The sequence below is a fragment of the Rhodovulum sp. BSW8 genome (assembly GCF_003314725.1).
GTDB lineage: Bacteria > Pseudomonadota > Alphaproteobacteria > Rhodobacterales > Rhodobacteraceae > Rhodovulum > Rhodovulum visakhapatnamense.
This window is the reverse complement of sequence record NZ_QNVX01000012.1, coordinates 95,275-121,150: the sequence shown is the minus strand read 5'-3', so window position 1 is coordinate 121,150 and position 25,876 is coordinate 95,275. Positions and strand designations below refer to the sequence as shown.

Here is a 25,876-nt window from a genome sequence, read left to right as displayed (position 1 = left end):
GCGGGACGGGACCGGAATCGTCTCGCCAGACCGGGATTTCAGGGATATGGGGAAACGATGACCTTGCGTTTTTCCCCCCTCCGCCTCGATGCCGCCGGCACGCTGCCGCTCTGGCGGCGGCCGGTGTCGCTTCTGTTCGTGATGGCCTTCGCTATGCCGGTGGCCTTCGCCACCTGGTCGGCGCTTCTGAACAATTTCGTCATCGAGGCCGCGGGCTTCACCGGGGTCGAGATCGGCTGGCTGCACACCGTGCGCGAGGTGCCGGGCTTTCTGGCGATCGGGGTGATCGCGCTGATCCTGTTCATGCGCGAACAGGTGCTGGGGGTCGTGTCGCTGCTTCTTCTGGGGGCGGCGACGGCGGTCACTGCCTGGTTCCCTTCGCTGGGCGGCATTCTCACGATCACCATGCTGAGCTCGATCGGGTTCCACTACTACGAGACGGTGAACCAGTCGCTGCAGCTGCAATGGATCGAGAAGGACAAGGCGCCGCAAACCCTGGGTTGGCTGATGGCGGCGGGGTCGGCGGCGGCGCTTCTGGCCTATGGGCTGCTGGTCGTCACCTGGAAGACCTTCGATCTGTCCTACAATTTCGTCTATCTCGCCTCGGGCGGGTTCACGGCCGTCGTGGCGCTGTTCTGTCTCCTGGCCTATCCGCAATTCGAGGCGCCGAACCCGCAGGTCAAGCGGCTGATCCTGCGGCGGCGCTACTGGCTTTACTACCTGCTGCAATTCATGTCGGGGGCGCGGCGACAGATCTTCACGGTCTTTGCCGCCTTCATGATGGTCGAACGCTTCGGCTTCGAGGTGAACGAGGTCACCGCGCTGTTCCTGATCAACTTCCTGGCCAACATGGCTTTCGCACCGCTGATGGGCAAGGCGGTCGCGCGCTGGGGCGAGCGGCCGGCGCTGGTCTTCGAATATGCCGGGCTGATCTGCGTCTTCCTGGCCTATGGCGGGATCTACTATCTGGGCTGGGGCGTGGTGCTGGCCGCCACGCTTTACGTGATCGACCACATGTTCTTCGCGCTGGCCTTCGCGCTGAAGACCTATTTCCAGAAGATCGCCGATCCGGGCGACATCGCCCCGACCGCGGCCGTGGCCTTCACCATCAACCATATCGCGGCGGTCTTCCTGCCCGCGGCGCTTGGCTATCTCTGGGTGACCTCGCCGGGGGGCGTGTTCCTGCTGGCGGCGGGCATGGCGGCAACCTCGCTGGTGCTGGCTTTGATGATCCCGCGCCATCCCTCCCCGGGCAACGAGACGGTCTTGGCCCGCCTCGCCCCGGCGGCCGCCGAATAGCGTCATCGGGCGTCGCCGATCCGGGTCAACAGCGCCTCGACCGCGCGGCTGCGATAACGCCGGGGGTGGATCAGGACCGAAAAGGCCCGTTCAGGCCGTGCCGTCCAGTCCACCTCGCGAAACGAGATCCCGGCCGGGACATGGGCGGCGAGCGCGCCCGCCGAGAGGAAACTGGCATAATCGCTTTCGGCGACCACCGCGAGGATCGCCTCGTTCGACGGCAGTTCCATCGCGAGGCTCAGATCGGCCAGCCTCAGCCCCATCGCCGCCAGATGATCCTCGAAGGCCGCGCGGGTGCCCGAGCCCGGTTCGCGCACGACCCAGTCCTGCGCCAGATAGGCGGCGCGGTCGGGGGCGGGACCGGTCGCGAGCCGGTGGCCCCTACGGGTCACCAGCGCCAGCGCGTCGCGGTCGACCACCCGGGTCAGCAGGTCGGGGGCATCGACCTCGCCCTCGACAAAGCCCAGATCGGCGGTCCCCTCGGCCACCGCCCGGGCGACCTGGGCGCTGTTGCCGATCTTCAACGAGATCGCGACGCCGGGATGGGTTTCATGCAGCGCCGCCAGCCGGGGCGGCAGCCAGTAGGACCCGACGGTCTGGCTGGCCCAGATCCGCAGCCGACCCTGCATGGTCTGGCCCAGATCGGCCAGCATCAGCTCGGCCGCCTCGCTTTCGGCCAGCAGGGCGCGGGCGGTGTCCATGAAGCGCCGCCCGGCCTCGGTCAGCGCGATCCGACGCCCGACCCGGTCGAAAAGCCGGACCCGGTGCCGCGCCTCCAGCGCCGCCACCGCCGACGACACCGCCGACTGGGTCAGGTTCAGCGCCTCGGCGGCGCGGGTCACATGCTGGCGTTCAGCGACGGCCAGGAAGATGCGGATCTGCTCGAGGGTCATGGCATCGGTCTTACAGGCACGCTGATAGATTAGCAAAATCGAACGAAAGCATCCAAACAATCCGTTGGATAAAACGGTTGTGCCGGTCCAGCCTGCCGCCCACGGCAACGGAAAGGCAGACCCATGACCGACACCCCCCTCGACAGCGCCCCGCGCGGGCTGGCCCGGATCGACCGCGCCGGGCTTTTGCCCGGGCTCGCGCTGACCGGGGGGCTGGCGCTGGTGGCACTGGGGCTGCACCGCGCGCTGGGCATCCCCGCGCTCAGCCCGCTGGTGCTGGCGATGGTCATGGGCATGGCGATCCGCAACGGGATCGGCCCGGTGCCGCTGGCCGCCCCGGGCATCGCCTTCTCGCTGAAACGGCTGCTGCGGCTGGCCATCGTGCTGTTGGGGGTCCAGCTGACGCTGGGCCAGCTGGCGGCGGTCGGGCCGGTGGGGCTTGGGATCGTGGCGGTGACGCTTTGTTCGACCTTCCTCTTCACCAAGGCGATGGCGCGGCTTCTGGGGGTCCAGCGGCGGCTGGGCGAGCTGATCGCGGCGGGCACCTCGGTCTGCGGCGCCTCGGCGGTGCTGGCCTGCAACACGGTCACGCGCGGGTCGGACGAGGATGTGGCCTATGCCATCGCCTGCGTCACCGTCTTCGGATCGGCGGCGATGCTGAGCTTTCCGCTGATCGGGACCGCCTTGCATCTGACGCCTCAGGCCTACGGGCTTTGGGCGGGGGCCTCGATCCACGAGGTGGCGCAGGTCGTTGGCGCCTCCTTCGCGCTGGGCGATGCGGCGGGGCAGGCGGGGACGGTGGCCAAGCTGAGCCGGGTGATCTTGCTGGCCCCGCTGATCCTGGCGCTGGCCCGGGTCGGCCGGTGGCGCGGCCATGCCCCCGCCGACGGCGCCGCGCCGATGCCCTGGTTCGTGGTCGGGTTCCTGGCCATGGTCGGGGTCAACTCGGTGCTCGATCTGCCCGAGGCGGCGCAGCACGGGCTGGCCCTGACGGCTTCGTTCCTGCTGACCGTGGCACTGGCGGCGATGGGGCTGGAAACCGATATTCGCAAGCTCCTGCAAAAGGGCCTGCGCCCGTTGCTGCTGGGGGCGGCGGCCTCGGTCTTCGTGGCGGGCCTTGCGCTCGCGCTGGTGGTTCTGCTTTAGCGTCAAACCCGCGATCCGTTCAAAATTCCTTCAATTCCAGATCTGCCCCATAGGCGGCCGTCGCGGGCCGCCTATATCGTCTGTGGTGCAAAAGAACGGAGGTGCGAGCATGTTTTCCCTTCTGGGCCGAAAGACCGATATGGTGCGCGAGGACGAGGCTTTGAAAGGCCGTCCCGAGCCGATCGCCACCGCCGAGACCCATCACGTCTTCGGGCGGCCGCTGCAGGCGCCGGTTCCCGAGGGAATGCAGGAGATCGTCTTCGGCATGGGCTGTTTCTGGGGTGTCGAGCGGCTGTTCTGGAAGCTGCCGGGCGTCTGGATCACGGCGGCGGGCTATGCGGGCGGCTTTACGCCGAACCCCACCTATGAAGAGATCTGCACCGGCCGCACCGGCCATGCCGAGGTGGTGCGCGTGGTCTACGATCCGGCCGAGATTTCGCTCGACCGTCTGCTCCGCACCTTCTGGGAAGGGCACGACCCGACCCAGGGCATGCGTCAGGGCAATGATCGCGGCACCCAGTACCGGTCTGCGATCTATGTCCACACGCCCGACCAGAAGGCGGCGGCCGAGGCCAGCCTCGCGGCCTATCAGGCGCGGCTGAAGGCGGCGGGCCACCGCGCCATCACCACCGAGATCCGCGAGGCGCCGCCCTTCTTCTACGCCGAAGGCTATCATCAGCAGTACCTGTCCAAGAACCCGGGCGGCTATTGCGGGCTCGGGGGCACGGGCGTAAGCTGTCCGGGGGGAACAGGCGCCTGATCCGAGAGGCCTGATCCGAGAGGAAAGTGGGCACGCGCATTCACATCACCGGAGCCAGCGGCGCGGGCTGTTCGACGCTTGGGCGTGTGCTGGCCACGCGGCTGGCCTCTCAGGTCTTCGACAGCGACGATTTCTACTGGCGGCCCTCCGATCCCCCCTTCGCGGCCAAGCGGTCTCAGGCCGAGCGCGTCGCGCTGATGCAGGCGCTGTTCGTGCCGCGTTCCGACTGGATCCTGACAGGCTCGCTGGGCGGCTGGGGCGATGCGCTGATCCCGCGCTTCACCCATGTGGTGTTCCTGACCGTGTCGCCTGCCTTGCGGCTGGCGCGCCTGCGGCGGCGCGAGCGCCAGCGCCATGGTGCCGCGATCCAGCCCGGAGGCGCCATGGCCCATGCCTATCGGGCCTTCATCGACTACGCGATGGGCTATGACAGTCCCGATTTCACCGGCCGCAGCCGGGTCAAGCACGAGCTCTGGCTCGAGGAATTGCCCTGTCCGGTGATCCGGCTCGACTCCTCGGTCGCGCCCGACCTGCTGGCCGACCGGGTGATCGAGGCGCTTGACCAGACCGTCGGCGCGGCCTAGGCGCTGGGCCCTGATCCCAGCCCACCTGATCCCAGCCCATCCGAAAGGCCGCCCCGATGCCCACCTATTCCGCGCTGACCACGCTGACCGCGAAAGCGGCCGCCGACGCTCTGGCCGAGGCCATCGAGTCGCGGATGGACCCCGAACCCATCGGCGTCGGCGTCTTCGAGATCGAGGACGGCTCGGGCCTGTGGGAACTGGGCGCCTTCTTCACCGAGGCCCCCGACGAGGCCGGGCTGGCGCTTTTGGCGATGGTGCACGGGGCGCGGCCCTTCACCGTGTCCGAGGTGCCCGAGACCGACTGGGTCGCCAAGGTCCGGCGCGATCTGGCGCCGGTTCAGGCCGGGCGGTTCTTCCTTTATGGCAGTCACGATGCCGACCGCGTGCCCGAGGGGCCGGTGCCGCTGCTGATCGAGGCCTCGATGGCCTTCGGCACCGGGCATCACGGCACCACGCTGGGGTGCCTGCGCGCGGTCGACCGGTTGGCCGAGGCCGGGCTGGCCCCCGGTGCCGTGGCCGATATCGGCTGCGGCACGGCCGTTCTGGCGATGGCGGCGGCGCATCTGTGGCAGGTGCCGATCCTCGCCTCCGACATCGACCCGGTGGCGGTCGAGGTCGCCGAGGCCAATGTGGCGGCGAACGGGCTGGCGGGGCGCATCCGCTGCATCGAGGCGGCGGGGTTCGAGCATCCCGAGCTGGCAGCCGCGGCGCCCTACGGGCTGATCTTCGCCAATATCCTCAAGGCGCCGCTGATCGCGTTGGCGCCCGACATCGCGGCGCAACTGGCGCCGGGCGGGATCGCGATCCTGTCGGGGCTGCTGAACGAGCAGGCCGAGGAGGTGGCCGCAGCCTACGCGGCCTCGGGTCTCGAACTGGAGGGGGCGGAACAGATCGGCGACTGGACCACGCTTTGTGTCCTGAAGCGCAGGGCCTGAGCCGCAATATTGCCGCTTTCTCCCGGCATCATGGCCGAACTTGGCCGATGCGGGAGAGGGCGATGCAGGATCCCCAATATCGCGACTTCCAAAACCGGTTGCAGCGGGTGGCCGAGATGCACCGCTCGGGCCGCGCTTTCGAGACCGCTGACACATCCCGAATGGCCGCGCTGCGACGGCCGCGCCATGCCTTGAATCTTCCGCTGTGGCGGTCGCTTGGCGTCATGGCCGCGACGGTCACGCTGGTGAAGGTGGGTATCCTCGTCCAGATCGGCGCCCCGGCCTATGCCGAGCGTCTGGCCCAGGCCGAAAGCCGCACGCCGGTCGAGCGTGCGGCGGCTGCCGTCATGCGGGTCGACCCGGCGACGGGCTGGGTCGCGCGCGGGGTCTCGGCTTTGCTCGGCCGGGGGCGCTGACCGCCGCCGACCTGATCCGTTCCCTTGGCGCAGGGCGCGCCGATCTCACCGCAGAAGGGTGTCGATGTCGCCGCGGCAGAGGCCGATATCGTCGAGTTCCCGATCGCTCAGCCGCGACAGCGCCTTGCGCGTGCGGCGCAATTCGTCCCAGGCCTGAACCCGGGCGACAAGGGTGGTGACAAAACCCAAACGCGGGGCCGTCGCCAGCAGGCCGGCCGGTTGCGGATGCGAGAGTTCGAACATGGCCATCGTGAAGGTCCTTCCGTCGCTGCTGGTCGTTCGTCGACCGCATAAAAGCGCAGCTATTCGTCCGGAATGTGGTGCGCAAGCGGGCAATTATGCATGCGTCGCATGCGCTGGGCGCATGTCGGAAACGGGCGGCCAATTCCCCGTCATAAATGGGAAAAACCGCTTCCCCGTCTGGTCGCTTTCCGACCTCCAGAGGCCGTTTCCGGACTGCGGGCGCGGCCGGTGCCGCGATGGGGCATGAAACCGCCCGGCCGCATTCCGTCTGGCCGATGTTCGCTTTTCGTGCTACTGCGTCCGAAAAGCCACAAGAAATGGGGCAGCCATGCGTGTCTTGGGCATCGACCCGGGCCTTCGGAACACCGGTTGGGGGGTGATCGACCAGCGGGGCAGCCGACTCGGTCACATCGCGAACGGCATCTGCCACTCCTCGGGCGAGACCCTGGCCGAGCGGCTTTTGTCGCTGCACATCCAGCTGACCGAGATCGTTGCCCGCTACGCCCCCGAGGCGGCGGCGGTCGAACAGACCTTCGTCAACCGAGACGCGGCCGGCACGCTGAAGCTGGGGCAGGCGCGGGGCATCGCGCTGCTGGTGCCGGCGCAGGCCGGGCTCGAAGTCGGCGAATACGCGCCCAACGCGGTCAAGAAAGCCATCGTCGGGGTCGGCCATGCCGACAAGCGCCAGATCGACCATATGGTGCGGCTGCAATTTCCCGGCATCGAGATCGCCGGGGCCGATGCCGCCGATGCGCTGGCCATCGCGCTGTGTCACGCCCACCATCTGGCGGGGGGCGCGCGGCTGGCGGCGGCGCTGGCCCGGGCGGGCGCATGATCGGGCGGCTGGCCGGACGGCTGATCCACAAGGGCGCCGATCAGGTGATGATCGATGTCGGCGGCGTGGGCTATGTCGTGCATGTCTCGGACCGCACCCTGATGGGGCTGCCGGGGCCGGGCGAGGCGGTCGCGCTTTATACCGACCTGCTGGTCCGCGAGGATCTGTTGCAGCTTTACGGCTTTCCGACGCTGCATGACCGCGAATGGCACCGGCTTTTGATGGGGGTGCAGGGGATCGGGGCGAAGGCCTCGATGGCGATCCTCGGCACGCTTGGGGCCGAGGGCGTCGGCCGGGCCATCGCGCTGGGCGACTGGGGCGCGATCAAGGCCGCGCCCGGCGTCGGCCCCAAGATCGCCCAGCGCGTGGTCAACGAGTTGAAGGACAAGGCCCCCGCGGTGATGGCGCTGGGCGGCCGCCTGGCGCCCGAGCCCGCGGCCGGGGCGGTGATCGAGCCCGGCCCCGCAGCGCCGACGCCCGCGACGCGCCCGCAGGCCCCGGTTTCGACGTCGGTTTCGGCGCAGGCCGATGCCCTGTCGGCGCTGGGCAATCTCGGCTATGCTCCGTCCGAAGCCGCCCAGGCGGTGGCGCGGGCCGCGGGCGAGACCCCCGGGGCCGACACCAAGACGCTGATCCGCGCGGCGCTGAAGCTGCTGGCCCCCAAGGCGGACTGAAGGCTGACTGAATGACCGAACCCGACCCCATGCTGCGCCCCGAGGCGCGCCCCGAGGATTCCGACCGCGCGCTGCGCCCCGAGACGCTTGACGCCTTCATCGGCCAGGCCGAGGCGCGGGCCAATCTGCGGGTCTTCCTGCAAAGCGCGCGCCAGCGCGGCGAGGCGATGGACCATGCGCTGTTCCACGGGCCGCCGGGGCTGGGCAAGACCACGCTGGCGCAGATCGTCGCGCGCGAGCTTGGGGTGAATTTCCGCATGACCTCGGGGCCGGTGCTGGCCAAGGCCGGGGACCTTGCGGCGATCCTGACCAATCTGGAAAAGCGCGATGTGCTGTTCATCGACGAGATCCACCGGCTGTCTCCCGTCGTCGAGGAGATCCTCTACCCGGCGATGGAGGATTTCGAGCTCGATCTGGTGATCGGCGAGGGTCCGGCCGCGCGCACCGTCCGGATCGAGCTGCAGCCTTTCACGCTGGTCGGCGCGACCACTCGGCTGGGCCTGCTGACGACGCCCCTGCGCGACCGGTTCGGCATTCCGGTCCGGCTGCAATTCTATACCGTGCCCGAACTGGAAGAGATCGTGGCGCGCGGCTCGCGCCTGCTGGGCATTCCCGCCGATCCCGAGGGCATCCGCGAGATCGCGCGCCGCGCCCGGGGCACCCCCCGGATCGCCGGGCGGCTGTTGCGCCGGGTCGTCGATTTCGCGCTGGTCGAGGGCGACGGGCGCATCACCCGCAAGGTGGCCGACCATGCGCTGACCCGGATGGAGGTCGATGCGGTCGGGCTCGACGGCGCCGACCGGCGCTATCTCAGGCTCATTGCCGAGAACTATGGCGGCGGCCCGGTCGGCATCGAAACGCTCTCGGCCGCGTTATCGGAATCGCGCGACGCCTTGGAAGAAGTGATCGAGCCCTATCTCCTGCAACAGGGGCTGATCCAGCGGACGCCGCGCGGCCGGATGCTGGCGCAGAAGGCCTGGACGCATCTGGGTCTTGCGGCGCCGCGCCCGGCCGGGCAAACCGCCCAGACCGACCTGTTCGACGAAGGCGCCTGACGGGCCCCGGCTGCCGCCCCGTCTTGCGTTCCTGACGACGGCGGCCGCGACAGATGCCGAAAGGAGACCGAGATGACCCCCGAGGAGGTGACCGCGCTCTTTACCCGCTCCGAGGGCGACTATCTGTTCGCGCGCTGGGGACGGCCCATCGCGCCGGTGGTTTTCGGGGTCGACGACGCGACGCTGGCGACCTTCAAGGGCGCCTGCGAGGCGGTGGTTTCGCTGGCCGGGCACCAACTGACCGAAACCGACCCGGACCTCGGGTCCAACCTCATCGTCTTCTTCTTCGAGAACTGGCTGGAGCTGGTCCGGGTGCCCCATCTCGACCGGCTGGTGCCCGATCTGGTGCGCCGGGTCGGCCGGTTGCAGGCGGCGGGCGCAAACCAGTACCGGTTTTTCCGCTTCGACGAGGATGGCGCGATCCGCGCCGCCTTCGTCTTCGTGCGGATGGATGCGGATCTGGCCCGGGTTCCGGCGGAATCGATCGCGCTCAACCAGATGGTCCAGACGATCCTGCTGTGGTCCGACACCGCCTTCGCCGAGCGCAGCCCGCTGGCCCGCATGCCGGGCGGTACGCTGGTGTTGCGACCGGAGATTGCGGCGGTCATCCGGGCAGGCTATGACCCGGCGATGCCGACGGTCGCCCGGGATGCCAGCCACGCGCTGCGCCTCGCCGCCCGGATCGGCCGGACACTCGGGCAGACACTCGGGCAGACACTCGCGCAGGATACATGACCCACCGCTTTGCCGTCCGCGTCTATTACGAGGACACCGACCTTGCCGGCATCGTCTATTATGCCAATTACCTCAAGTTCATAGAACGCGGCCGGTCGGAATGGGTGCGCGGGATCGGGCTTGATCAGGTGCGGCTGAAGGCCGAAACCGGCATCGTCTTCGCGGTGCGCCGGGTCGAGGCCGATTATCTGAGCCCGGCGAAGTTCGACGACCTGCTGACGGTCGAGACCGATCTGGTGCGGGCGACGGCCGCGCGGCTGGTGCTGGATCAGGCGGTTCTGCGTGGCGACACGCGGTTGTTCGAGGCCCGGGTGACGCTGGCTGCGCTGGGTCCCGAGGGGCGACCGGCGCGGCTTCCGGCAGAGTTTCGCCGAAGCCTCGAAACCGGGTAGGCGAGGCCCCGCGCTGACGCGGTTGTGTTGGCAATCCCCCTTAAAACGCGCTAGCGTCCGGTGTAACGCGGGCCGGACGAACCGGCCCTTTCCAACGAGCAGGCAGAATGGATACCGATACCCTTGCGATGGCGCAGGAGATTGACTTCTCCTTGCTCGCCCTTTTCTTGCGCGCGACCATCACGGTCAAGCTGGTGATGCTGTTGCTGATCGTGGCCTCGTTCTGGTCGTGGTCGATCATCATCCAGAAGATCATCACCTACCGGAAGGCCCGGGCCGAGGCCGCGCGCTTCGACGAGGAATTCTGGTCGGGCGAGCCGCTGGACGAGCTGTTCGACAAGATCGGCCCCGAACCGCAGGCCGCGCCGGAACGGATATTTGCCGCGGGCATGATGGAATGGCGCCGCAGCCACCGTCAGGACGGCAAGCTGATCGCGGGCGCCGCCGCCCGGATCGACCGGTCGATGGACGTGGCCATCGCCAAGGAAACCGACAGCCTGAATGCCGGGCTGTCGTTCCTTGCGACGGTGGGCTCGACCGCGCCCTTCGTCGGGCTCTTCGGCACGGTCTGGGGCATCAAGCACGCCTTCGAACAGATCGCGCTGCAGCAGAACACCAACCTCGCCGTGGTGGCGCCCGGCATCGCCGAGGCGCTGGTGGCGACCGCGCTGGGGCTGCTGGCCGCCATCCCGGCCGTGATCTTCTACAACAAGCTGTCGGCAGACAGCGACCGGCTGGGCGGGGGCTATGAATCCTTTGCCGACGAATTCTCGACCATCCTGTCGCGCCAGCTGGACGCCTGAGCCATGGGTGGCAGCCTGACCCCTCGCAAAAGCTCGGGTGGACGGCGGGTGCGCGGCCACCGCCGCCATCCCGCGGCGATGTCCGAAATCAACGTCACGCCCATGGTCGACGTGATGCTGGTGCTGCTGATCATCTTCATGGTCGCGGCGCCCATGCTGACCGCGGGCGTACCGGTCGAATTGCCCAAGACCGCCGCCAGCGCGCTGCCCTCCGAACAGGAGGCTCCCCTGACCGTCACGCTGACCGCGGACGGCAAGATCGTTTTGCAGGAAACCGAGGTGGCCTCGGACGCGTTGATCCCGAAACTGAAGGCGGTGGCCGCCGAGCGCGAGGACGACAAGGTCTATCTGCGTGCCGACGGCGCCATCCCCTATGAACGTGTGGTGCAGGTGATGGGCGCGCTCAATTCCGCGGGCTTCCGCAATATCGGTCTGGTGACCGATACCGGCGGGCCGACCCTCGACGGGCGGAGCGAGTAGGGCCGCAACATGAACACCGGGACCTATATCTCGGGGGGCGCGCATCTGGGTCTGATCGCCTGGGTGATGCTGTCCGGGCTGTTCGACGCCCCGCCGCCGAAGCCGATGGAGGTGACCGACGTGACGATCCTGTCCGGCGACGAGTTCGCGGCGCTGACGGCTCCGGCCGCGGCGCCGACGCCGTCGCAGGAGGTCGACGCGCCGGAGGCCCCGTCGCTGCCGCGCTCGCCGCGTCCCGCACCCGCGCCCGAGGCGCGCCCCCAGCGTCCCGAACCGCCCCCGCCGCAGGCCGCGGCCGAGCCCGACACCGCGCCCGAGGCGCTGGAGCCGCCCGCCGAGGCCGATGTGGCAGAGACCGTGACCGCGCCCGAGGCGCCCGAGATCCCCGAAGCCCCCGAGGCGCCGGTGACCGATACCGCGCCGCCGCGCCCCTCGACCCGGATCGCGCCGGAACCTTCGGCGCCGCCGCCCGAGGACGCGGTCGTGGCCGAGCAGCCGTCCGAGGCCACCCGCCCCGATCCGGCCGCCGAGCGGCCCACGCCCGAGGCCGACGAGGCCGCGCCCGAAGAGGCCGCCACCCAGACCGTGACCGAGGCCGAGGAACGGCCCGAGACCGGGCTGGCCATGGCCTCGTCGCCCCGGCCCCGGAACCGCCCGAACCGGCCCGCAGCGCCCCCGCGCGAGACCCCGCCGCCCGCAGAGACCGCCGCCGCACCTCAGGCCCCGGCAGAGCCCGATGCCCCCGCCGAGACCGCCTCGGAAGAGGACAGCCTGGCCGATGCCGTCGCGGGCGCCGTTGCCGATGCGCTGTCGGAGCCCGCCGCCGCCCCCGAGGGCACCGGCGGGGCCGGGCGCGCGGCCAGCGGCCCGCCCCTGACCGCGGGCGAACGCGATGCGCTGCGCGTGTCGGTCTCGCGCTGCTGGAACGTCGGTTCGCTCTCGACCGAGGCGATGCAGACCTCGGTCGTTCTCGGCGTGGACATGGAAGAGACCGGAAAGCCCAATATCGGGTCGATCCGGATGATTTTCTGGACCGGCGGATCGGAATCCGCCGCACGCCAGACCTACGAATCGGCGCGCCGCGCCATAGTGATGTGCGGGTCGTCGGGTTTCCCGCTGCCGGTCGAGAAATACGACCAGTGGCGTCAGATCGAGATGACCTTCGACCCCGGAAAGATGAGGATTCGATGATGCTGCGCCTTCTGACCGCAATCCTGGCGCTGGTCCTTGGACATGCCGCGCTGCCGGCGCAGGCTCAGAACGGTCCGCTGAGGATCGTGATCGACGAAGGGGTGATCGAGCCCTTGCCCTTCGCCGTGCCCGAATTCGTGGCCGAAAACGCGGCCGCCGCCGAATATGCGCAGAACATCACCCGCGTGATCGCGGCCGATCTGGAAGGCACCGGGCTCTTTCGCGAGATCCCGCGCGAGGCTTTCCTGTCGACGGTCACGAGCTTTGCCAGCCCGGTGCAATATGCCGACTGGAAGGCGATCAACGCCCAGGCGCTGATCACCGGCGCGGTCAGCGTCGACGGCTCGGGGCGGCTCAGCGTCAAGTTCCGGCTGTACGACGTCTATGCGCAGGCGCCGCTGGGCGACGGGCTGCAATTCGGCGGCGCGACCGGCAGCTGGCGCCGGGTGGCCCACAAGGTGGCCGACCAGGTCTATGCGCGGATCACCGGCGAGGGCGGCTATTTCGACAGCCGCGTCGTCTTCGTGGCCGAGCGCGGCCCCAAGAACGAACGCGCCAAGCAACTGGCGATCATGGATTACGACGGCGCCAACATGCAGGCGCTGACCGACGCCAATTCCATCGTGATCGCGCCGCGTTTCTCGCCCACGGGCGACCGCGTACTTTATACCAGCTATGAAAGCGGCTTTCCCCGGATCTACCTGCTGGACGTGGCCACCGGCCAGCGCCGGGTGCTGGACGATCAGCCCGGCACCATGACCTTCGCGCCGCGCTTTGCCCCCGACGGCCGGCGGGTGCAGTTCTCGCTGTCCCAGGGGGGCAATACCGACCTTTACGAGCTTGACCTGCAATCGGGTCGCCGCAGCAGGCTGACCGACGCGCCCTCGATCGAGACCGCGCCCAGCTTTTCGCCCGATGGCAGCCAGATCGTGTTCGAGTCCGACCGCTCGGGCACGCAGCAGCTTTACGTGATGCCAGCGAATGGCGGCGAGCCGCGCCGGATCTCGTTCGGGCAGGGGCGCTATGGCACTCCGGTCTGGTCGCCGCGTGGCGATTACATCGCCTTCACCAAGCAGAATCAGGGCCGGTTCCATATCGGCGTGATGCGGACCGACGGGTCCGAGGAACGCCTGCTGACCGCGTCCTTCCTCGACGAGGGCCCGACCTGGGCGCCGAACGGCCGGGTGATCATGTTCACCCGCGAAACCGCCGGCGCGGCCGGGGCGCCGGGGCTTTACACCGTCGACATCACCGGGCGGAACCTGCGCAAGGTCCCTTATCAGGGACAGGGCTCCGACCCGTCCTGGTCTCCGCTTCAACCCTGAGACCCGAAAGACGCGCCCGGAGCCCCGGGCGCGTTTCCCTCATCCAATGCCGCTGGTAGGATGGCCTTGCCGGCGACGATCCGAAAAAAGGATTTCCTGAATGACCCGCATTACCACGTCGATCCTGCTGATGACGGCGCTTGCCGTGTCTGCCTGTTCGAATGCCGACCGCTTCGGGTCGGCCAGTGGCGCCGGGGGCGCCGGAGGGGCCTATGGCGCCAATGGCTCGCCCAGCGACCCGACCTCGGTGGCCTATTTCAACCAGACCATCGGCGACCGCGTGCTGTTCCTGGTCGACCAGAGCACCCTTTCGCCCGACGCAACCGTCACGCTGGACGGCCAGGCCAACTGGATGAACCAGAACACCGCCTATTCGGCCACCATCGAGGGCCATGCCGACGAACAGGGCACCCGCGAATACAACCTTGCGCTGGGCGCCCGCCGCGCCAATGCGGTCAAGGAATACCTGGTCTCGCGCGGCGTCTCGCCGAACCGGCTGCAGACCGTGACCTACGGCAAGGAACGCCCGATCGCGATCTGTTCGGAGGAATCCTGCTATGCCAAGAACCGGCGCGCGGTGACCGTGCTGGCCGCGGGCGCGGGGTTCTGAGGAGGACGCGATGATGCGGATTGCGGCGCTTGCCCTGACGGTGGCTCTGGGGCTGGCGGCGGGCGGGCCCGCCTCCGCCCAGTCGCGCGACGAAACCCTGGCGGATATCCGCCAGGAACTGACGGTGCTGAATGTCTCGGTGCAGGGGCTCAGGCGCGAGCTGTCGACCACCGGCGGGGCCATGGGCTCGGCCGGGGGCGGCTCGGCCCTGCAGCGGCTCGACGCGATCGAGGAACAGCTGCAGCGTCTGACCTCGAAGACCGAGGAACTGGAACACCGCATCCAGACGGTTGTCGATGACGGCACCCGCCGGATCGGCGATCTGGAATTCCGGCTGGTCGAGCTTGAGGGCGGCGACGTCTCGAAGCTTGGTCAGACCTCGACGCTGGGCGGCGGGTCGGTCTCGGCCGCGCCCGCCCCGATGATCACGCCGGCGCCGGACGCGGCCGACGGGATGGAACTGGCCATTGGCGAGCGTGCCGATTTCGACGCCGGCAAGGCCGCGCTCGAGGCCGGTCAGAACGCCCAGGCAGCCGAGATCTTCGCCCGGTTCGGCGACACCTATCCGGGCAGCCCGCTGGCGGGCGAGGCGCAGTTCCTGCGTGGCGAGGCGCTGTCGGCCTCGGGCGACACCTCGCAGGCCGCGCGCGCTTATCTGGAAAGCTTCTCGGGCAGCCCTTCGGGGCCGCGCGCCTCTGCGGCCCTTCTGAAGCTTGGGCTTGCGCTCAAGGACCTGGGCCAGACCCGTGAAGCCTGCGTGACGCTTGGCGAGGTGCGGACGCGCTTTTCGGGCTCGGGCGAGGCGCAGCAGGCGGGGGCTGCGATGGCCTCGGCCGGGTGCAACTGAGCCCGGGCGCCGCGGCGCTGCAGGCGGCGCTGGGCCGGGCCTGTCCCGGCGCGGCGCCGCTGGCCGTCGCGGTCTCGGGCGGCGGGGATTCGCTGGCACTTCTGCTGGCGGCGACGGCGGCGCGGCCCTCGGGTCCGCCGGTCCTGGCTGTCACCGTCGATCACGGGCTCCGCCCCGAGGCGGCCGACGAGGCGCGGAGCGTGGCCGCGATCTGCGCGCGCCTCGGGGTCCCCCACAGCACACTTGTCTGGCAGGGCTGGGACGGCCGCGGCAACCTGCAGGATGCCGCGCGGCGCGCGCGGATGCGGCTGATCGCGGACTGGGCCCTGGCGCGGGGCATCGACCGCGTCGCGCTTGCCCATACTCGCGACGACCAGGCCGAAACCGTGCTGATGCGGCTTGCGCGCGGTGCCGGGGTCGACGGGCTGGCGGCGATGGCGACCGAACGGCAGGCGCTGGGCGTCACCTGGCTGCGCCCCTTCCTCGATATCCCGCGCGCCGATCTGCGCGCCTTTCTGACCGAGCGCGGGCAGAGCTGGGCCGAGGATCCCTCGAATGACGACCCGCGCTTCGACCGGGTCCGGGTGCGGCAGGCGCTGGCGCTGCTGGCCCCGCTGGGGATCGACGCCGAGGGGCTGGCGGCGACGGCCGCCCGGCTGGGTTCGGCCCGTGCCGCCCTTGACGCCTGCACCGCCGAGGCCGCCGCGCGGATCGCTGTGGAGGAGGCGGGCGATGTGGTGCTGGACGAGGCCGCCCGCGTGGCCCTTCCCGCCGAGATCGGGCGGCGGCTGTTGTTGGGCGCGCTGGCCTGGGTTTCGGGCGCCGACTACCCGCCCCGGGCCGGGGCGCTGGCCGCCACACTTGCCCGTCTCGAGATCGCGCCGCGCACCACGCTGCAGGGCTGTCTTCTGATCCGCGAGGCCGGGCTGCTTCGGATCGGGCGCGAGCTAGCCGCGGTGGCGGGGCTGTCCGCGCCTATCGGTACGCTGTGGGACGGGCGCTGGCGCCTCGCGGGGCCGGCTACGGGGGGCGAAGAGATCCGGGCGCTGGGCGAGGCGGGGCTTGCGCTGTGCCCCGACTGGCGCGCGACCGGGCTGCCACGAAGCTCGCTTTTGGCCTCGCCCGCGGTCTGGCGCGGCGGAACCCTGGTGGCCGCGCCTCTGGCCGGACACGGAACGGACTGGACCGCGACGGTAAACCGTCCTTTCAGGACCCGGCTACTCTCGCATTGAACATGCGGCCTCAATCGCTATCTTAGGCCAATGGCCGGGAGCCCTTCGCCCGGCGGACCGAAATTCAAGGAGTACGCCTTGGGCAACGCGCGACAAATCGCCTTCTGGGTCGTCCTGTTCCTGCTGATCCTGGCCCTGTTCAATCTGTTCAGCGGCGGGCAGGGGACGATGTCCTCGCACACCATCAGCTATTCCGAGTTCCTGCGCAATGTCGATGCGGGCGAGGTTTCCAGCGTCACGCTGGACGGCGAGCGCGCGGTGATCCGCGAGTCCGACGGCTCCACCGTCACCGCAATCGTGCCGCGCGGCACCGACGTGACCGAGCAATTGCTGGCCAAGAACGTCGATGTCCGCGCCGAGCCGCAGGAACAGAACGGGCTTCTGGCCTATATCGGCACGCTTCTGCCCTTCATCATCCTGATCGGCATCTGGATCTTCCTGATGAACCGCATGCAGGGCGGCGGGCGCGGCGGCGCGATGGGCTTCGGCAAGTCCAAGGCCAAGCTTCTGACCGAAAAGCATGGCCGCGTCACCTTCGACGACGTGGCGGGCATCGACGAGGCCAAGGAAGAGCTGGAAGAGATCGTCGAATTCCTGCGCAACCCGCAGAAGTTCAGCCGTCTCGGCGGCAAGATCCCGAAAGGCGCGCTGCTGGTCGGCCCGCCCGGCACCGGCAAGACGCTGCTCGCGCGCGCCATCGCCGGCGAGGCAGGTGTGCCCTTCTTCACCATCTCGGGCTCGGACTTCGTGGAAATGTTCGTGGGCGTCGGCGCCAGCCGTGTGCGCGACATGTTCGAACAGGCCAAGAAGAACGCCCCCTGCATCGTCTTCATCGACGAAATCGACGCCGTGGGCCGGTCGCGCGGCGTGGGCTATGGCGGCGGCAATGACGAACGCGAACAGACGCTGAACCAGCTTCTGGTCGAGATGGACGGCTTCGAGGCCAACGAGGGCATCATCATCGTCGCGGCCACCAACCGCCCCGACGTGCTGGACCCTGCGCTGTTGCGTCCCGGCCGGTTCGACCGCCAGGTGCAGGTGCCGAACCCCGACATCAAGGGCCGCGAGAAGATCCTGGGCGTTCATGCCCGCAAGGTGCCGCTGGGCCCCGATGTGGATCTGCGCATCATCGCGCGCGGCACGCCGGGCTTTTCGGGCGCGGATCTCGCGAACCTCGTCAACGAAGCGGCTCTGATGGCCGCGCGCGTCGGTCGGCGTTTCGTGACGATGGAAGATTTCGAGAACGCCAAGGACAAGGTCATGATGGGCGCCGAGCGGCGGTCCATGGTCATGACCGAGGACGAGAAGAAGCTGACCGCCTATCACGAGGGCGGTCATGCCATCGTCGGTCTCAATGTCCCGCAGCACGACCCGATCCACAAGGCCACGATCATCCCGCGCGGCCGCGCGTTGGGTCTGGTGCTCAGCCTGCCCGAACGCGACCAGCTGTCGGTCAGCTACACCAAGTACAAGTCCAAGATCGCGATGGCGATGGGCGGGCGCGTGGCCGAAGAGCTGATCTTCGGCAAGGAGAACGTGACCTCGGGCGCGTCCTCGGACATTCAGCAGGCGACCCGGATCGCCCGGGCGATGGTCACGCAGTTCGGCTTTGACGACGAGTTGGGCTATGTCGATTATGCCAACGAGCAGGACAGCTATCTGGGGTCCTATAACAGCGGGCCGAAGCATTCGACCGCGACCCAGAAGATCATCGACGACAAGGTCAAGGCGCTGGTCGACGAAGGCTATCAGACCGCCAAGCGCATCCTGACCGAAAAGCGCGAAGATCTCGAACGGCTGGCCCAGGGGCTTCTGGAATACGAAACCCTCACCGGCAGCGAGATCGCCAAGGTGATCGCGGGCGAGCCGCTGAACCGGGGCGATGACGACACGCCGTCCTCGACAGGCGGCGACACGCCCTCGGTCACGGCGATCCCGAAGACCAAGCCCCGGCCCAAGTCGGGCTTTGAACCCGAGCCGCAGGCGTGAGCCCTCACGGCTTTGAAGACTGGAACCCCGGAACCTACGCAAGGTTCCGGGGTTTGCGTTTGCGCCCGGCGCTGGATCTGCTGGCGCAGGTACCCGAGCTGCCCGAGGGCGGCGTCGTCGATCTGGGCTGCGGCAATGGCGCGGTCGCGGGCGCGCTGCGCATGCGGTTTCCGCGTGCGACCCTGACCGGGGTCGACAGCTCGCCCGCCATGCTGGACGAGGCCCGCGTCCCGGGTCTTTACGACCGTCTGATCGAGGCCGATGCCGCAACCTGGACCCCCGAGGCGCCGGTCGCGCTGATCTTTTCCAACGCGCTCTGCCACTGGCTGCCCGATCATGCCGGGCTTTTCGCGCGCCTGGCGAGCGCGCTGGGGCCGGGGGGCACGCTGGCGGTGCAGATGCCCCGCCAGTTCGCCGCCCCCTCGCATGCTCTGATGCGCGAGATCGCCGCGCGCTGCTTTCCCGACCGGTTCGACTTTTCCGGCTGGGTGCCGCCGGTCGCCGAAGCCGCGGCCTATGCCCGGATTTTGGCGCCGCTGGGCACCGTTTCGGCCTGGGAGACGTCCTATGTGCAGCGGCTCGACCCCGCGGCCGACGGCCATCCGGTGCGCCGCTTTACCGAGGCGACGGCGTTGCGCCCCTTTGCGGCCAAGCTCGACGGCGACGAACTGGCCGCGTTTCTGACCGAGTACGAGACCGCGCTGGACCTGGCCTATCCCGCCGCGCCGGATGGCAGCGTTCTCTTTCCATTCACCCGCGTATTCTTCACCCTCACCGTCTGATCGTCGAGGGTTCTGGCCCTCGCCGGGTGCAGCCGCTATCTGTTGGCAAAACGGAAAACGCGGGAGGATCGGCCATGGCCCCGAAGACGGATATCGAGATCGCACGCACCGCCGAAAAGCGCCCGATCCAGGAGATCGGCGCCAAGCTGGGCATTCCGCCCGAGGCGCTTCTGCCCTACGGCCACGACAAGGCCAAGGTCACGGCCGAGTTCATCGCGGGCCTCGAGGACCGGCCCGAGGGACGGCTGATCCTGGTGACCGCGATCAACCCGACGCCTGCGGGCGAGGGCAAGACGACGACCACGGTCGGCCTTGGCGACGGGCTGGCCCGGCTGGGCCACAAGACGGCGATCTGCATCCGCGAGGCCTCGCTGGGCCCCTGTTTCGGCATGAAGGGCGGCGCGGCCGGCGGCGGCTATGCCCAGATCGTGCCGATGGAGGACATGAACCTCCATTTCACCGGCGATTTCCACGCGATCACGGCGGCGCATAACCTGCTGGCCGCGATGATCGACAACCATATCTACTGGGGCAATGCGCTGGGCATCGACCAGCGCCGGGTCACCTGGCGCCGGGTGATGGACATGAACGACCGGGCGCTGCGCGACATCGTCTGTTCGCTGGGCGGGCCGTCGAACGGCTATCCGCGCGAGACCGGGTTCGACATCACCGTCGCCTCCGAGGTCATGGCGATCCTGTGCCTGGCCACCGACCTTGCCGATCTGCAGCGGCGGCTGGGCGAGATCATCATCGGCTATACCCGCGACCGGGCGCCCGTGCATGCGCGCGAGCTGAAGGCCGACGGGGCGATGACGGTGCTGCTGCGCGACGCGATCCAGCCCAATCTGGTTCAGACGCTGGAACATACCCCCGCCTTCGTCCATGGCGGTCCCTTCGCCAATATCGCCCATGGCTGCAACTCGGTCATCGCCACGCGCACGGCGCTGCGGCTGGCCGATTACGTGGTGACCGAGGCAGGGTTCGGGGCCGATCTGGGCGCCGAGAAGTTCATGAACATCAAGTGCCGCAAGGCGGGGCTTGCGCCCGCGGCGGTGGTTGTGGTGGCCACGGTCAAGGCGCTGAAGATGAATGGCGGCGTCGCCAAGGACGATCTGAAGGCCGAGAATGTGGCGGCAGTCCGGACGGGCTGTGCCAATCTCGGCCGCCATATCGAGAATGTCCGGTCCTTCGGGGTGCCGACAGTGGTCGCCATCAACCATTTCGCGGGCGATACCGAGGCCGAGATCGCTGCCGTGCAGGACTATGTGCGCGGGCAGGGGACCGAGGCGATCCTGTGCCGCCACTGGGCCGAGGGCGGCGCAGGCATCGAGCCGCTGGCGCGCAAGGTCGTGGCGCTGGCCGAGACCGACCATCACAGCTTTGCGCCGCTTTATCCCGACGAGATGGGTCTCTTCCACAAGATCGAGACCATTGCCCGCCGGATCTACCGCGCCGATCACGTGGTGGCCGACCAGAAGATCCGCGACCAGTTGACCGCCTGGGAAGAGGCGGGCTATGGCCATCTGCCGGTCTGCATGGCCAAGACCCAGTATTCCTTCTCGACCGATCCGGCGCTGACCGGCGCCCCCGAGGGCTTCGACGTGCCGGTGCGCGAGGTGCGGCTGGCGGCCGGGGCGGGCTTCGTGGTGGCGATCTGCGGGCGGATCATGACCATGCCCGGCCTGCCGCCCGAACCCGCGGCCCATTCCATCGGTCTGAATGCCGAGGGCCAGATCGAGGGGCTGTTCTGAGGCGCTGCCGCATTGCGGCGCGCGGGCAGGCGGGGTAACACGCGAACCAGACGTAACGGAAGTCGAGAGGCCCCATGATCCCCCCCCAGACCTGCCGCAGCATGGACGAGCTTCGCCCCCAGATCGACGCGCTCGACGCGCGTCTGGTCGGGCTTCTGGCCGAGCGCGCCCGCTATATCGACCGCGCCGCCGAGTTGAAGGCCGCCGCGGGTCTGCCTGCGCGGATCGACGACCGGGTCGAGGAGGTGGTGGCCAATGTCCGGGCGCGGGCCGGGGCAGAAGGGCTCGACCCCGATCTTGTCGAGACGCTGTGGCGGACGCTGATCGAATGGTCGATCGGGCGCGAAGAGCGGGCCCTGGGGGCCAAGGAGGTACGGGGATGACTGCGACACGCATTGACGGCAAGGCCTTTGCCGCCGGGATCCGCGAGAAGGTCGCGGCCCATGTGGCCCGGCTGAAGGCCGATCACGGGCTGACCCCCGGCCTTGCCGTGGTTCTGGTGGGCGAAGACCCGGCCAGCCAGGTCTACGTCCGCAACAAGGGCGAACAGACCCGCGAGGCCGGAATGGCCTCTTTCGAACATCGCCTGTCGGTCGACACCTCCGAGCCGGACCTGCTGGCGCTGATCGACCGGCTGAACGCGGACCCCTCCGTGCACGGGATTCTGGTGCAACTTCCGTTGCCGGCGCATATCGGTGAGGCCAAGGTCATCAATGCGATCGACCCGGCCAAGGATGTGGACGGCTTTCACATTTCGAATGTCGGGCTGCTGGCGACGGGGCAGAAGTCGATGGTGCCCTGCACCCCTCTGGGCTGTCTTCTGATGCTGCGCGATACTCTGGGTTCGCTCTCGGGGCTGAACGCCGTCGTCGTCGGGCGCTCGAACATTGTCGGCAAGCCGATGGCCCAGCTGCTGCTGGCTGACAGCTGCACGGTGACCGTCGCCCATTCGCGCACCCGCGACCTGCCCGAGGTCTGCCGTGGCGCCGATATCCTGGTGGCCGCCGTGGGGCGCCCGCAGATGATCCCGGGCGACTGGGTCAAGCCCGGCGCGACGGTGATCGATGTCGGCATCAACCGGGTTCCCGCGCCTGAAAAGGGCGAGGGCAAGACCCGGCTGGTCGGCGATGTCGATTTCGCCAGCGCGGCCGAGGTGGCGGGCGCCATCACGCCGGTGCCGGGCGGGGTCGGTCCGATGACCATTGCCTGCCTGCTGGCCAATACCGTGACCGCCTGCTGCCGCGCCAACGGCCTGCCAGAACCCGAGGGCCTGACCGCCTAAAGCGGGATTGGCACCATCGTCCCGGTGAAACTGGCCACATGGGTCCGACCCTGGCCGGGACGGTCGCCGGTTTCGGCAAAGACCTCGGAGCGGACGACGAACAGCCGCCTGCCGGTCTTGACCACCGATCCGGTCGCGATCAGCCGGTCGCCAAGCGCCGGGGCCAGCAGGTGGATGCCGGCCTCGCTGGTCAGCACGTCATGGTCGGGCGGCATCAGGCTCAGCGCCGTGTAACCCGCGGCGCTGTCGGCCAGCGCGAAGGTGAAGGCGGCATGGGCCGCCCCGATCTGCTGGCCGAACTGGGGCCTGATCGGCGCCGAGATCGCCACGGTTCCCGGTGCGACCGATACCAGCCCGGCCCCAAGGGTCGACATCATCGCCTGCCGGGCGAAACTCTCGCGGACGATGGCCTCGAAGTCTGGATTTCTGGGCGCGTGCTGCATGGACTCTCCCTGCACCGGTACGGGATCGACGCTAGCTTGGGCGATCTTCGCTGTCACGCCCGCATGGGCAGGGCCAGCGCCTTCGGCCCGGTCAGGATCGCCAGCGCATCGGCGCCCATCAGCGCGTCCAGCACCGGGGCGTGCGTCGCAAGCCCGCCCGTATAGGCGCCGAAGGCGGGCAGGATCGCGCGCCTGCAGTCGACCAGGAAACAAGGCCGTGCCACGCTCTGCCCGCCCAGCCGCCGCCGCATCTTCGGGTGATAATGCCCCGAGACCTCGCCCTCGGCCTCTCGCTCGGCGATATGGCGAAACCTGAGCGGCCCCAGCGCCAGCTCTGCCAGGGCAGTGCCGCCCAGATCGGGCGGGGCCGGGTCGTGATTGCCCGAGATCCAGATCCAGCGACGTCCGGCCATCAGCGCCGTCAGCCGGTCGGTTGCGGGCTCGGGCAGATCGCGGGCCGCGTCGTCATCGTCGAAGCTGTCGCCGAGGCAGATGACCGTGCGGGGCGCCAGCGCCTCGATCTCGGCGGCCAGCCGGGTCAAAGTCTCGTGGGTGTCATAGGGCGGCAACAGGGCGCCCGCGCGCCGCGCCAGCCGGTCGGCCTTGCCCAGATGCAGGTCGGACACGGCCAGCAGCCGTTCGGCCTCCCACCAGAGCGCGCCGGAAGCGCGGGCGGTCAGGACGGTTCCGGCCAGCGGGAAAGCATATCCGTTCATGCTTTGTTTCAACCGCATCCGCCTCCTGGAGGCAAGGGCGAAGTCCTCGCTTCAGCTCAGACCGGCGGCCGTCATCAGCCGGGCGGCGGCTTCGTCGATCAGACGCTGTTCGGCCGCGCCCTTCACCGGAACCCGCCCGGCTTCCAGAAACAGCGGTGCGGCCAGCGGCGAGACGCGGTCAAGGCGCCGGTGGTCGATCCGGCCGCGCACGCGGGCCAGCATCGCCTCGATCCGGCCGAAATCGACGAGCCCCTTCATTGCCTCCTCGCGCGTGATCTCGAGCAGAACGTGATCGGGGTCGTAGCGCATCAGCGTGTCGTACAGGATGTCGGACGAAAAGGTGGCCTGCCGCCCTGTCTTGCGCTGCCCGGGCAGGTTTCGCTCGATCAGACCGGCAATGACGGCGGATGTTCGAAATGTGCGCTTCATGACCGCATTTCCAGCGAGCCAACCAGCAAAGGCTGTATATAGCTCGTTCGAATCCATCAAGTCAGAGGGGGCGTCAACCGGCTCGAGCCCCCAGATCAGCGTGGCATAGTCCGAGGCGACGAAGCTAATCGGCGCCAGTCCGGCGGCTTCCATCCGCCGGGTCAGCAAAAGGCCCAGGGTCTGCTGTGCGTTCCGCCCCGCGAAGCCGTAGACGCATAGATGCTGGCGGCCCTCATAGGGGAAGGTCTCGATCAGCAGGCGGTCGCCGCGCTCGGGCAGGGCCGAGACCCTGCGCTGCAGCGCCAGCCAGTCGGCGGTATGGGCGGGCAGGCCGGGCCAGTCTTCGGCCCGGAACATCGCCAGGATGCGCTTGGCCAGACGCGTTGAGGTGGCGAACTTGGTTCCGGCGAAAACCGCGATCTTCGGGTCGCGGCCGGGGCTGCGACTGACCTCGACCACCATCTCGCGGAGCGCTTCATAGCGCACGACCTGGCCGCCGATCAGGAAGGTGTCGCCCGGGGTCAGAGTCGCGGCGAAGGCCTCTTCGACCTCGCCGAGCGGCGCGCCGCCGCGCGCGGGCCGCAGCCGCACCTTCAGGGTCTCTTCCTCGACGATGGTGCCAAGGTTCATGCGGATGCGTTGGGCTGCGCGCGGGTCACGCAAGCCCCAGTGGCCATCGGGCGCCTGTTTCAGCCGCTGCCAGCGGTCATAGGCCCGCAGCGCGTAGCCGCCGGTGGCCGCGAAGTCGAGGCAGGCGTCGAATCGGGGCCGCGTGAGGTCGGCATAGGGCCCGGCCGAACGCACCTCGGCGAACAGGGCCTCGGCGTCGAACGGACCCGCGGCGGCGGTGGCCAGAATGTGCTGGCACAGCACGTCGCGGGCGCCGGGGCCGCGCGGCTCGCCGTCCAGATCGCCCGCGCGCACAGCGTCGAGTGCCGCCATGCATTCGACCACCTCGAAGCGGTTCGCGGGCACAAGCAGGGCCTTCGACGGGGCGTTATAGCGGTGATTGGCGCGGCCGATCCGCTGCACCAGCCGCTTGACGTTCTTCGGCGCGCCGACCTGGATCACCAGATCGACATCGCCCCAGTCGATCCCGAGATCGAGCGACCCGGTGCAGACGACAGCCCGCAGCCGCCCCTCGGTCATTGCCGTCTCGACCTTCTCGCGGGCCTCGCGCGACAGGCTGCCATGGTGGATCGCGATCGGCAGGGCATCCTCGTTGGCCAGCCACAGATCGCGGAAGAACAGTTCGGCCTGGGCGCGGGTGTTGTGAAAGATCAGCGTCGTGCGGTGGCGTGCGATCTGATCCAGCACCGCCGGGATGGCGTGGCGCCCGCCACCCCCGGCCCAGGGCGGCGGCGCGCTCGTGTCCAGCATGGCGATGTCGGGTGGCGGGCCCGGATCGGCGGTCAGGATCTCGCAGGGCGCGCCCGTCGGGGCCAGAAAGCTTGCCAGCGCGGGCGGGTCCTCGACCGTGGCCGACAGCCCGACGCGGCGGAGCCCGGGGCAGAGGCTCTGCAGCCGCGCAAGGCCCAGCGTCAGCAGATCGCCGCGCTTCGACTCGGCCAGCGCATGGAGTTCGTCGACGATGACGCGGCGCAGCCCGGCGAAGATCCGCGGCGCGTCCTCGTAGCTGAGCAGCAGCGCCAGACTTTCGGGCGTGGTCAGCAGGATATGCGGCGGGTCGGCGCGCTGGCGGCGACGACGGGCCTGCGAGGTGTCGCCGGTGCGATCCTCGACGCGGATCGGCAGGCCCATCTCCTCGATCGGGCGGCCAAGGTTGCGGCGGATGTCGGCGGTCAGCGCCTTCAGCGGTGAAATGTAGAGAGTGTGCAATCCATGTGCGGAATTTTCTGAAATCTCGACCAAAGAAGGTAGAAAACCTGCAAGCGTCTTGCCGCCCCCCGTGGGCGCGATCAGCAGCAGCGACGGGGCGTCGGCCCGGGTCAGCATCGCGGTCTGATGCGGATGCACGGTCCAGCCCCGGGCGGCGAACCAGTCGGCGAAGGGCGGGGGCAGGGCCATC

Annotated in this window: 28 protein-coding genes; 23 read left to right on the top strand and 5 right to left on the bottom strand. The window is 69.1% G+C overall.

The window, feature by feature from the left end:
- The first annotated feature begins 141 nt into the window (after window positions 1-141).
- Entirely contained in the window at window positions 142-1,299 is a 1,158-nt protein-coding gene (locus tag DSD19_RS08900) for an MFS transporter (protein ID WP_243627855.1), read from the top strand.
- Window positions 1,300-1,301: 2 nt separating this feature from the next.
- Here DSD19_RS08900 and DSD19_RS08895 read toward each other — a convergent pair whose 3' ends face one another.
- The gene (locus tag DSD19_RS08895) at window positions 1,302-2,192 is read right to left on the bottom strand and encodes a LysR substrate-binding domain-containing protein (protein WP_113669312.1); all 891 of its coding nucleotides are present in this window, start codon (window positions 2,190-2,192) and stop codon (window positions 1,302-1,304) included.
- A gap of 123 nt (window positions 2,193-2,315) precedes the next feature.
- Here DSD19_RS08895 and DSD19_RS08890 point away from each other — a divergent pair, with 123 nt between their 5' ends.
- The 5 genes from DSD19_RS08890 to DSD19_RS08870 all read left to right on the top strand — a co-directional run bounded on the left by DSD19_RS08890 (window position 2,316) and on the right by DSD19_RS08870 (window position 6,033).
- Entirely contained in the window at window positions 2,316-3,338 is a 1,023-nt protein-coding gene (locus DSD19_RS08890; RefSeq protein ID WP_113669311.1) for a YeiH family protein, read from the top strand.
- Between the two features lie 109 nt (window positions 3,339-3,447).
- Window positions 3,448-4,098 carry a peptide-methionine (S)-S-oxide reductase MsrA gene (gene msrA, locus DSD19_RS08885; protein ID WP_113669310.1) on the top strand — a complete coding sequence of 217 codons (651 nt, stop codon included), beginning with the start codon at window positions 3,448-3,450 and terminating at the stop codon, window positions 4,096-4,098.
- Between the two features lie 26 nt (window positions 4,099-4,124).
- On the top strand, window positions 4,125-4,682 hold the full coding sequence (locus DSD19_RS08880; RefSeq protein WP_113669309.1) for an AAA family ATPase: 558 nt from the start codon (window positions 4,125-4,127) through the stop codon (window positions 4,680-4,682).
- A 56-nt stretch (window positions 4,683-4,738) separates the two neighbouring features.
- Window positions 4,739-5,617: a 50S ribosomal protein L11 methyltransferase gene (locus DSD19_RS08875; protein WP_075785423.1), complete on the top strand. Its 879-nt coding sequence runs from the start codon at window positions 4,739-4,741 to the stop codon at window positions 5,615-5,617.
- 62 nt (window positions 5,618-5,679) lie between these two features.
- A complete protein-coding gene (locus DSD19_RS08870) occupies window positions 5,680-6,033 on the top strand; it encodes a hypothetical protein (RefSeq protein ID WP_113669308.1) in 354 nt (117 codons plus the stop codon).
- Between the two features lie 45 nt (window positions 6,034-6,078).
- Here DSD19_RS08870 and DSD19_RS08865 read toward each other — a convergent pair whose 3' ends face one another.
- Window positions 6,079-6,282 carry a DUF1127 domain-containing protein gene (locus tag DSD19_RS08865; protein ID WP_113669307.1) on the bottom strand — a complete coding sequence of 68 codons (204 nt, stop codon included), beginning with the start codon at window positions 6,280-6,282 and terminating at the stop codon, window positions 6,079-6,081.
- Window positions 6,283-6,604: 322 nt separating this feature from the next.
- On the opposite strand from DSD19_RS08865, the gene ruvC reads away from it, so the two are divergent.
- The 17 genes from ruvC to folD all read left to right on the top strand — a co-directional run bounded on the left by ruvC (window position 6,605) and on the right by folD (window position 22,259).
- Window positions 6,605-7,111: a crossover junction endodeoxyribonuclease RuvC gene (gene ruvC, locus DSD19_RS08860; RefSeq protein ID WP_075785426.1), complete on the top strand. Its 507-nt coding sequence runs from the start codon at window positions 6,605-6,607 to the stop codon at window positions 7,109-7,111.
- On the top strand, window positions 7,108-7,785 hold the full coding sequence (gene ruvA / locus DSD19_RS08855) for a Holliday junction branch migration protein RuvA (protein ID WP_113669306.1): 678 nt from the start codon (window positions 7,108-7,110) through the stop codon (window positions 7,783-7,785). The genes ruvC and ruvA overlap by 4 nt, the downstream gene beginning before the upstream one ends.
- 11 nt (window positions 7,786-7,796) lie before the next feature.
- On the top strand, window positions 7,797-8,840 hold the full coding sequence (ruvB, locus tag DSD19_RS08850; RefSeq protein ID WP_075785428.1) for a Holliday junction branch migration DNA helicase RuvB: 1,044 nt from the start codon (window positions 7,797-7,799) through the stop codon (window positions 8,838-8,840).
- A gap of 72 nt (window positions 8,841-8,912) precedes the next feature.
- Window positions 8,913-9,575 (top strand): hypothetical protein, encoded by a 663-nt coding sequence (locus DSD19_RS08845; protein WP_075785429.1) that lies wholly within the window; start codon window positions 8,913-8,915, stop codon window positions 9,573-9,575.
- A complete protein-coding gene (ybgC, locus tag DSD19_RS08840) occupies window positions 9,572-9,967 on the top strand; it encodes a tol-pal system-associated acyl-CoA thioesterase (protein WP_113669305.1) in 396 nt (131 codons plus the stop codon). The genes DSD19_RS08845 and ybgC overlap by 4 nt, the downstream gene beginning before the upstream one ends.
- Before the next feature lie 107 nt (window positions 9,968-10,074).
- Window positions 10,075-10,770: a protein TolQ gene (gene tolQ / locus DSD19_RS08835; RefSeq protein ID WP_075785431.1), complete on the top strand. Its 696-nt coding sequence runs from the start codon at window positions 10,075-10,077 to the stop codon at window positions 10,768-10,770.
- A 3-nt stretch (window positions 10,771-10,773) separates the two neighbouring features.
- A complete protein-coding gene (tolR, locus tag DSD19_RS08830) occupies window positions 10,774-11,250 on the top strand; it encodes a protein TolR (protein WP_075785432.1) in 477 nt (158 codons plus the stop codon).
- 9 nt (window positions 11,251-11,259) lie between these two features.
- Window positions 11,260-12,441 carry an energy transducer TonB gene (locus DSD19_RS08825; protein ID WP_113669304.1) on the top strand — a complete coding sequence of 394 codons (1,182 nt, stop codon included), beginning with the start codon at window positions 11,260-11,262 and terminating at the stop codon, window positions 12,439-12,441.
- On the top strand, window positions 12,441-13,766 hold the full coding sequence (gene tolB / locus DSD19_RS08820; RefSeq protein WP_165828091.1) for a Tol-Pal system beta propeller repeat protein TolB: 1,326 nt from the start codon (window positions 12,441-12,443) through the stop codon (window positions 13,764-13,766). The genes DSD19_RS08825 and tolB overlap by 1 nt, the downstream gene beginning before the upstream one ends.
- Window positions 13,767-13,866: 100 nt before the next feature.
- Window positions 13,867-14,376: a peptidoglycan-associated lipoprotein Pal gene (gene pal, locus DSD19_RS08815; RefSeq protein ID WP_075785434.1), complete on the top strand. Its 510-nt coding sequence runs from the start codon at window positions 13,867-13,869 to the stop codon at window positions 14,374-14,376.
- A gap of 13 nt (window positions 14,377-14,389) precedes the next feature.
- The gene (gene ybgF / locus DSD19_RS08810; RefSeq protein WP_113669401.1) at window positions 14,390-15,223 is read left to right on the top strand and encodes a tol-pal system protein YbgF; all 834 of its coding nucleotides are present in this window, start codon (window positions 14,390-14,392) and stop codon (window positions 15,221-15,223) included.
- Entirely contained in the window at window positions 15,214-16,455 is a 1,242-nt protein-coding gene (tilS, locus tag DSD19_RS08805; RefSeq protein ID WP_243627841.1) for a tRNA lysidine(34) synthetase TilS, read from the top strand. The genes ybgF and tilS overlap by 10 nt, the downstream gene beginning before the upstream one ends.
- Window positions 16,456-16,533: 78 nt before the next feature.
- Entirely contained in the window at window positions 16,534-18,444 is a 1,911-nt protein-coding gene (gene ftsH / locus DSD19_RS08800; protein ID WP_075785435.1) for an ATP-dependent zinc metalloprotease FtsH, read from the top strand.
- Between the two features lie 53 nt (window positions 18,445-18,497).
- A complete protein-coding gene (locus DSD19_RS08795) occupies window positions 18,498-19,226 on the top strand; it encodes a methyltransferase domain-containing protein (RefSeq protein ID WP_371412564.1) in 729 nt (242 codons plus the stop codon).
- 74 nt (window positions 19,227-19,300) lie between these two features.
- The gene (locus DSD19_RS08790) at window positions 19,301-20,977 is read left to right on the top strand and encodes a formate--tetrahydrofolate ligase (RefSeq protein ID WP_113669301.1); all 1,677 of its coding nucleotides are present in this window, start codon (window positions 19,301-19,303) and stop codon (window positions 20,975-20,977) included.
- 74 nt (window positions 20,978-21,051) lie between these two features.
- Window positions 21,052-21,360 carry a chorismate mutase gene (locus tag DSD19_RS08785; RefSeq protein WP_075785438.1) on the top strand — a complete coding sequence of 103 codons (309 nt, stop codon included), beginning with the start codon at window positions 21,052-21,054 and terminating at the stop codon, window positions 21,358-21,360.
- Window positions 21,357-22,259, top strand: coding sequence for a bifunctional methylenetetrahydrofolate dehydrogenase/methenyltetrahydrofolate cyclohydrolase FolD (folD, locus tag DSD19_RS08780; RefSeq protein ID WP_113669300.1), 903 nt, complete (start codon window positions 21,357-21,359; stop codon window positions 22,257-22,259). Before DSD19_RS08785 ends, folD begins: the two co-directional genes overlap by 4 nt.
- Here folD and DSD19_RS08775 read toward each other — a convergent pair.
- Genes DSD19_RS08775 through DSD19_RS08765 form a run of 3 tightly spaced genes read right to left on the bottom strand, consistent with a single transcriptional unit; the run spans window position 22,256 to window position 25,875 of the window.
- Window positions 22,256-22,702, bottom strand: coding sequence for a PaaI family thioesterase (locus DSD19_RS08775; RefSeq protein WP_113669299.1), 447 nt, complete (start codon window positions 22,700-22,702; stop codon window positions 22,256-22,258). The two genes, folD and DSD19_RS08775, sit on opposite strands and share 4 nt — an antisense overlap.
- A 53-nt stretch (window positions 22,703-22,755) precedes the next feature.
- A complete protein-coding gene (pdeM, locus tag DSD19_RS08770) occupies window positions 22,756-23,418 on the bottom strand; it encodes a ligase-associated DNA damage response endonuclease PdeM (RefSeq protein WP_113669399.1) in 663 nt (220 codons plus the stop codon).
- A 51-nt stretch (window positions 23,419-23,469) separates the two neighbouring features.
- Complete coding sequence (locus tag DSD19_RS08765) at window positions 23,470-25,875, bottom strand: ligase-associated DNA damage response DEXH box helicase (RefSeq protein WP_113669298.1); 2,406 nt, start codon at window positions 25,873-25,875, stop codon at window positions 23,470-23,472.
- Window position 25,876: the final 1 nt, after the last annotated feature.